We start from the raw sequence: 7,107 nt of genomic DNA on the forward strand, positions 1-7,107 counted from the left end.
CCGACCACCACCGCGCCGGCGACCTGCGCACACCCATCGGCGTGTACGGCCTCTCCGACGCCGGCGGCCGACTGCCCGACCCCGGCACCCGGCTGCCGTACGACCGGTCGACCGGCGGATTCCGCTCACCCGGCACCGGCTTCGAGGGCGAATCCCTGGCCGGGTCCTTCGACCACGTGATCGCCATCGACTACAACCGCGAGCCCGGCACCTCGCCCCTGGACTGGACCCGCCCGCTGGGCGCCGGGCGCGGCGGGGGCATCTGGATCCACGTCGACCACGGCGGCCCCACCCACGGCTGCGTCAGCATCGCCGAACGGCACCTGAAGGACCTGCTCCGCGCCCTCGACCCCGCCCTCCACCCGGTCGTCGTCATGGGCGACCATGCCTCCCTGGCCCGCTGACCCGGACCTGCCGCCGACCGACGCCGACCGCCCACCGACCCGAGGGAGAGACCGCCGCGTGTGCGCCCATGTACTCGTCGCCGAGGACGACGCGATGCAGGCCGAACTCATCCGCCGCTCGCTGCTCGCCGAGGGACACACCGCCACCGTCGTGCACGACGGCTCGGCCGCGCTCGACGCCGTACGCCGGGACCGGCCGGACCTCGTCGTGCTGGACCTCATGCTGCCCGTCATCGACGGCTTCGGCGTGTGCCGGGTGCTGCGCCGCGACGACGACATCCCCGTCCTGATGCTGACCGCCCGCGCCGCCGAGGACGACGTACTGCTCGGCCTGGAGCTGGGTGCGGACGACTACATGACCAAGCCGTACAGCCCGCGCGAGCTGATGGCCCGTATCCGCACCGTCCTGCGGCGCAGTGGGTCGGCCGCCGGCCGTCGGGAGGATCCCGTTCTGCGGGCCGCCGGAATCGCCGTCGACCCCGCGCGGCACGAGGTGCGGTGCGAGGGGGAGCCGGTGGACTGCACGCCCGCCGAGTTCCAGATCCTTCTCGCCCTCGTCGGCGAGCCCGAACGCGTCTTCTCCCGGCGGCAGTTGCTCCAGTACACCCGCGGCTACGACCGCGCCTCCACCGAACGGGCCGTCGACGTCCACATCATGAACCTGCGCCGCAAGATCGAGGCGGACCCGCGCAGACCCGCCCGGCTCCTCACCGTCTTCGGCGTCGGCTACAAACTCAGCGGCACCCGCCCGTGAAACGCACACGCACCGGCACCGGCACCGGCACGCGCACCCGCATACCGCTGCGCAAGCGCCTCCTCGTCCGGCTTCTCATCGCGTCCGTCCTGATCGCCGTCTGCTCGGTGGCCGCGACGGCCTGGCTGGCGGTGACCACCACCACCCGCGCCCTGCGGGAGGAGCAGGGCCAGGCCCTCGCCGACGACATGGACATCCTCGCCCGGCTCAGCGACTACGCGGCCACCCACCCCGACTGGAGCGGCGTACCCGCCACCGTCCGCGACCTGTCCGCGCAGACCGGCCGGCGGATCGCCCTGACCGGCGCCGACCGCACCCTCATCGCCGACTCCGCGCCCCGCGGCACCTCCCTGCCGCCGCGCGCCGCCGCCACCGTCGACCCCCTGCGCACCGACACCTCCAGCGAACCCGGCGCCCAGCTCAGCGGCACGGACCCGCGCGTCGTCGGTCCCTACCGGCTCACGGACGGCGAACGCGACCGGCTCGACGCACTGGCCCGCAAGCGGCAGAGCTGCTTCCTGCGCAACGGCATCGGCACGACCGTCTCCCGCACACCCAGTGGCCGCCCGGTCCTGCACCCCGCCGACGACACCGTCGAGGACGGCTACGTCCCCGAACCGTGCGCCGACGGGCTGCTCAACACCGCGATGCCGACGGAGGAGAAGGCGCTGGCCGCGCTCCAGAAACTCGCCCGCGGCTGCCTGACCGAGGCGGGGCTGGACCCCGGCACCCCCGTGGCACTCGGCGGCATCGCCGGCCTCGGCGGCGCGGACCTGCGCTCCCCGACGCCGTCACCCGGCTTTCTCATCAAGGGCGACGGCGCGACGACGCGCGCCGCGCAGCGCTGCCTGGACGACGCCCGCCGCGCCCAGCTCGACCCGTACGTCGCCCCCGTCGCGGAACTCTTCCTCGGCGGCGGGAACAACGCCGCCGGGCCCCGCTGGGACATGTCCTCCGGCAACAAGGCGAAGGTCGTCGGCGCGGCCGGGCTCGTGCTCGCCGTCACCGTCGCCGTGACCGCCGTCGTCGCCACCCGCCTGGTACGGCCCCTGCGCGCGCTCACCGAGGCCGCCCAGCAGCCACCCGAACTGCACGCGCGCGTGCCCGTCACCACCCGCGACGAGACGGGCATCCTCGCGGAGGCGTTCAACGACCTGGCCGAGCGCCGCGAACGCCTCGAAGCCCAGCGCAAGGCCCTGGTCAGCGATGTCGCCCATGAGCTGCGCAGCCCGCTCACCAACATCCGGGGCTGGCTGGAGGTCACCCGCGACGGCCTCGTCGAGCCGGACCCCGCGCTCCTCGCCGCCCTGCACGAGGAGGCCCTCGTCCTGCAGCGGGTCATCGACGACCTGCGCGACCTCGCCGACGCCGACGCCGGCACCCTGCGTCTGCACCGCGAACCGGTCCCCGCCGACGACCTGCTCGCCCAGGTGGCCGCCGCCCACCGGGTGGCCGCCGACACCGCGGGCGTCACCCTGCGCACCGACACCCACGGCAGCCCCTGGCTGGACGCCGACCCGGTGCGGCTGCGGCAGGCGCTCGGCAACCTCGTCACCAACGCCGTACGCCACACCCCGGCGGGCGGCACGGTCACGCTGACCGCGCGCGCGGACGGTGAGCGGGTGGTGCTGGAGGTCTCCGACACCGGCACGGGCATCGCGGCCGAGGATCTGCCGCAGGTCTTCGAGCGGTTCTGGCGCGCGGAGAAGTCGCGCAGCCGCCGCACCGGCGGCAGCGGACTCGGCCTGTCGATCGTCCGCCAGCTGACGGCCGCGCACGGCGGCACGGCACAGGCGGCGAGCACTCCGGGTGCGGGGAGCGTGTTCACCCTGAGGCTGCCCGCAGCGCGGACACCGACGGAGGTCTGAGAGGCGGCCGGAGGGCCTGATTCCGTCGGGACGCCGCGGGTACCCCGTTGTTCTGACGGCGCGGACCGTCCTGACGGCGGAGAGGGAGGTCAAGCCATGAGTTCGTCCGACGACCTGCCGGTCGCGCGCTCCCTGGCCGAACTGGCCGGCCTGGTCGAGCGGCAGAAGGGTCTGTTCGTGCGCTGGTCCCGCGGGCCGGAGACCGACCTCGGGGAGGTGTCCAGCACCGACGAACTCACCGGTGTCCCGATGAACGGCCTGTCCGCGAACCCCCTCGACGTCGAGGACTGGTGGGAGGACCGCTCCCGCACCCTGTGGGTCGCCCGGCGTCTGTACGACTACGCGCACCTGCCGCACGACAAGGGCCCCGGCGTGCGCCCCTGGGTCCTCGCGGGCCGGGAGACGAGCCGGGGCCCCGACAACGAGCCGCTCGTGGCCGACGTACGGCCGCTGTGCTGGATCGACGGGTCGGTGATCGAGGCGGCGCGCGAGGAGGTGGCCCGCCAGGAGTCGCGGTGGGGCACGCTGCGGCGGACGGGCCGGTGAACACCGGCCCGTCCGAGGCTCATGAACTGCGGTGCCGTGCCCTGATACGCCGCTTCAGGGCACGCCGTTCGGTCTCGCTCGTACCGCCCCAGACCCCGAGGCTCTGATCGGTCTCGAGCGCCCACTCCAGACACTGCGCCCGGACCGGGCAACGCCGGCAGACCGCCTTGGCCTGCTCGGTCTGCAGGAGAGCCGGACCCGAGGTGCCGATCGGGAAGAAGAGTTCCGGGTCCTCGTGGCGGCACGCGGCGCGCTGTCGCCAGTCGTCCATGCGAAGTCACCTGCGTTCGAAATCGTCGCGGCTGCGGATGAGTTGCTCCTGATCGGGTGACCGGCGGGACGGAAGTGAAACCGTGCCGGGCGGGCCGTGGCCGTCGCGGCGGCGCCGGGCACCGGGTCCGGTCAACTCCGCAGGGCCTGCGCCGCCGTCGCCGCCACGGCGGTCGCCACGGCCGCCAGGGCGGGGGAGTCGAGCTTCCACTGCTGCCAGAACAGGGGGACGTCGAAGGGGCGCTCCGGAGCCAGCGAGACCAGACGCCCTTCCGCCAGCAGCTTGCTCGCCTGCACCTCCGGCACCATGCCCCAGCCGAGTCCGGCCTCCACCGCGTCGAGGTACCCCTCCGAGGTCGGCACGGCGTGGCGCAGCCGGCTCGCGCCGTCGGGGCCGCGCCGCAGCCGGCGTACGAACGCGTCCTGGAGGTCGTCGCGCCGGTCGAAGGTGACCACGGGCGCCCGCGCGAGTCCCTCGCCCAGGGGCACGCCGTCGAGGAAGGCGGCGGCGAATCGCGGACCGGCCGCGGCGAAGTAGCGCATCGAGCCCAGTGACCTGACCGAGCAGCCGGTGACGGCGTCCGGCGAGGAGGTCACCGCGGCCATCACCAGCCCCTCCCGCAGCAGTTCCGCCGTCGCCGTCTCGTCCTCCCGGTGGAGTTCGAAGCAGAAGGGAGGCTCCCGCGGCACCCGTGTGAGGGCGGGCAGGAACCAGGTGGCGAGCGAGTCCGCGTTGACCGCCACCGTCACGCGGGTCGGCTCACCGTCGCCGTTCATGCCCAGCTCGGACCGCGTGTCGCGTTCCAGCCGGGCCAGCTGGCGGGCGAACCGTACGACGATCTCCCCGGACTCCGTCGGCCGTACCGGCTTGGTGCGCAGCAGCAGGACCCGGCCCGTGCGCTGTTCCAGGGCCTTCACCCGCTGGCTGACCGCCGACGGCGTCACGTGCAGGGCGGTGGCCGCCGCGTCGAAGGTGCCCTCGTCGACCACGGCGAGGAGGGTGCGGACCTGGTCGAGAGGGAGATCTGTCATCACGACAGCTAATGATACGTAAGAATCTTTAGCTGGACCCGTACTGATCGGCTCCCTAGCGTGGACGCCATGTCCACCTCCCTCGCCGCCGCGGCAGCAGGCTTCGGCACCGGTCTGTCCCTCATCGTCGCCATCGGCGCCCAGAACGCCTTCGTCCTGCGCCAGGGCATCCGCCGGGACGCCGTGCTCCCCGTCGTCGCGATCTGCGCCCTGTCCGACGCCCTCCTCATCACGCTCGGCGTGGCCGGGGTCGGCGCTCTGGTGGTGGCCTGGCCGGGCGCCCTGACCGCCGTTGCCTGGCTCGGCGGCGCCTTCCTGCTCTGCTACGGCGTGCTCGCCGCCCGCCGAGTCCTCAAGCCGGGCGGCGCTCTGGAGGCGACGGGCGGGGCCACCGGCTCCCGGCGGCGCGCGGTACTCACCTGCCTCGCCATGACCTGGCTCAACCCGCACGTCTACCTCGACACGGTGTTCCTGCTCGGCACCATCGCCGCCGACCGCGGTCCGATGCGCTGGACCTTCGGCCTCGGGGCGGCGGCGGCCAGTCTGTGCTGGTTCGCCGCGCTGGGCTTCGGGGCCCGGCTGCTCAGCCGCTTCCTGGCCCGGCCCGGCGCCTGGCGCGTCCTGGACGGATTCGTCGCCGCCACCATGATCACCCTCGGGATCACTCTGGTCGCGGGCGCCTGACCGCAGGGCGGCGGGGCTGGGCGACGGACCCCCGCGCGGCACGGCCGGCGCGGCCTTCGGTGCCCGCGCGACGGTGGCGGGTGGCGCGCGGCCTGCCGGTCGCCGTCGTGATGCCGGCCCTGGCGGCCGGGCACCGGCCCTGCGGCGGCATCGCGTCCGACCCGACCCCAGGGCCGGTCAGATGACCCCGCGGCGATGCATCCCGTACTGCTCCATGAGTTTGCCGCGGGTGGTCTCCAGGCGGTGGGCGAGGATCTCGGCCACGATCCGGACCAGGGAGAGGCCGAGCGCCGGGTCTTCCTCGCACAGCTTGAGCACCGGCTGGGCCTCGAACTCGTAGGCGCGGACCGGGCTGAACGCCTCCGCGCCGAAGTCCCACTGGTACGGGGGGAACAGCCAGGACCAGCCGAGGAGGTCGCCGGCGCCGAGACCGGCGACGGTGACGCGCTGCACGGACGTCACCCGCTGGTCGAGGGAGACCGCGCCGGAGCGGATGACCCAGAAGCGGTCGGCCGTGCCGCCTGCCTCGAAGATCCGGGTGTCCTCCGGGAAGGACACCTCGCGGGCGAGGGTCATCAGACGGTGGCGTTGGGGCGGGGGGAGGGCGGTCAGCAGTTTCGTCGCTCTGGTCATGGCGCGGGGCTCCTCGCCGGGACGGTTCCGGGATGTTCCCTGGGCCTCGGGGCCCTATCCCATTTCAGCCGCTGCGGGCGCCGCGAGCACCTCGGCGGCGCGGGATTTGTCGCGTGGGCATGGGAAAGCCCTGGCTGGACGGGGGAAGCCAGCCAGGGCCGCCACATGCGGTATGCGGAGGAGTAAGCCTCGACTCCGCCACCACTGGATGAACGGTAAACCATTCTGGTGCCTTTCACGGCACCACAACCCGGTCACGTGACCCGTTTCACTCGGAACGGCGCCGCGCGCAGCTGGCGAGGCCGGGCCGCCGGCGCGGTGTGACCGCCCGGCCACGCAGGTCCGGGTTCCCGCAGCCTTCGGCGGACGGCCCGAAGGAAACCGGCGGCGGCCAGGTCAGGCGGGCTCCGCATGGTGTCCCGGAGTCACGATCTCGTCGAGTACGTCGAGCACCGCCTCGTAGGCCAGGCCCCGTACGTGCGCCTCGCGCGCCGCGTCCGGATCGGTGCGCCCCAGATCCTCGCTCCGGGACCGCAGGGTCCGCAGTTCCTCCCGCGCGCAGGCCCTGGCGCGCTGGATGCGCCGCAGCAGTTCGTCCGAGTCCACGACATCCGTCATGTACCCCGCCTACCCCGGCGACGCCGGACGATGACCCGGCTTGCCCCTCGATCCCCCGGCCGCCTCCGACAGTCGCTCACGTGTCCTCTCAGGTGTCGCCGAATGCCCGGAAAGGCAGGTTTGGCGGGGCCCACGGGGGCCAGCCGAAGAGAGTAGGGCCGTACCGCCCGGCGGGGGAGAGGGTCCATCGACCAGTCGAAGACGTCAGGAGAGCGAAAGGATGCGCGCGAACGCGAACGACGCGAACAGCTGGAGCGACCGCACGAACAGTACCGACCGCATCGGCCGTGGCGACGGG

Annotated in this window: 9 protein-coding genes; 5 read left to right on the plus strand and 4 right to left on the minus strand. The window is 73.7% G+C overall.

Features of this window, described 5'->3' with window-relative positions:
- The 4 genes from BZL64_RS30715 to BZL64_RS30730 form a co-directional block, all read left to right on the plus strand.
- A partial coding sequence (locus BZL64_RS30715) for a L,D-transpeptidase family protein (protein WP_158101574.1) occupies positions 1-404 on the plus strand: 404 nt, incomplete at its 5' end.
- A 58-nt stretch (positions 405-462) separates the two neighbouring features.
- Entirely contained in the window at positions 463-1,158 is a 696-nt protein-coding gene (locus BZL64_RS30720) for a response regulator transcription factor (protein ID WP_086772415.1), read from the plus strand.
- Positions 1,155-3,026: a sensor histidine kinase gene (locus BZL64_RS30725; protein WP_086772416.1), complete on the plus strand. Its 1,872-nt coding sequence runs from the start codon at positions 1,155-1,157 to the stop codon at positions 3,024-3,026. The genes BZL64_RS30720 and BZL64_RS30725 overlap by 4 nt, the downstream gene beginning before the upstream one ends.
- 96 nt (positions 3,027-3,122) lie before the next feature.
- A complete protein-coding gene (locus BZL64_RS30730; RefSeq protein ID WP_086772417.1) occupies positions 3,123-3,572 on the plus strand; it encodes a DUF6098 family protein in 450 nt (149 codons plus the stop codon).
- Between the two features lie 19 nt (positions 3,573-3,591).
- Here BZL64_RS30730 and BZL64_RS30735 read toward each other — a convergent pair whose 3' ends face one another.
- Together BZL64_RS30735 and BZL64_RS30740 are read right to left on the minus strand one after the other, a co-directional pair.
- Positions 3,592-3,843 carry a WhiB family transcriptional regulator gene (locus BZL64_RS30735; RefSeq protein ID WP_086772418.1) on the minus strand — a complete coding sequence of 84 codons (252 nt, stop codon included), beginning with the start codon at positions 3,841-3,843 and terminating at the stop codon, positions 3,592-3,594.
- A 131-nt stretch (positions 3,844-3,974) separates the two neighbouring features.
- A complete protein-coding gene (locus BZL64_RS30740) occupies positions 3,975-4,874 on the minus strand; it encodes a LysR family transcriptional regulator ArgP (RefSeq protein ID WP_086772419.1) in 900 nt (299 codons plus the stop codon).
- A gap of 69 nt (positions 4,875-4,943) precedes the next feature.
- On the opposite strand from BZL64_RS30740, the gene BZL64_RS30745 reads away from it, so the two are divergent.
- The gene (locus BZL64_RS30745; RefSeq protein WP_086772420.1) at positions 4,944-5,558 is read left to right on the plus strand and encodes a LysE/ArgO family amino acid transporter; all 615 of its coding nucleotides are present in this window, start codon (positions 4,944-4,946) and stop codon (positions 5,556-5,558) included.
- A 177-nt stretch (positions 5,559-5,735) separates the two neighbouring features.
- On the opposite strand, the gene BZL64_RS30750 is transcribed toward BZL64_RS30745, so the two are convergent.
- Positions 5,736-6,191 carry a cyclic nucleotide-binding domain-containing protein gene (locus BZL64_RS30750; RefSeq protein ID WP_086772421.1) on the minus strand — a complete coding sequence of 152 codons (456 nt, stop codon included), beginning with the start codon at positions 6,189-6,191 and terminating at the stop codon, positions 5,736-5,738.
- Between the two features lie 396 nt (positions 6,192-6,587).
- Entirely contained in the window at positions 6,588-6,809 is a 222-nt protein-coding gene (locus BZL64_RS30755; RefSeq protein ID WP_086772422.1) for a hypothetical protein, read from the minus strand.
- Positions 6,810-7,107: the final 298 nt, after the last annotated feature.

Origin of the sequence: Streptomyces bobili, from assembly GCF_002154575.1 — a bacterium.
Lineage (GTDB): Bacteria > Actinomycetota > Actinomycetes > Streptomycetales > Streptomycetaceae > Streptomyces > Streptomyces bobili.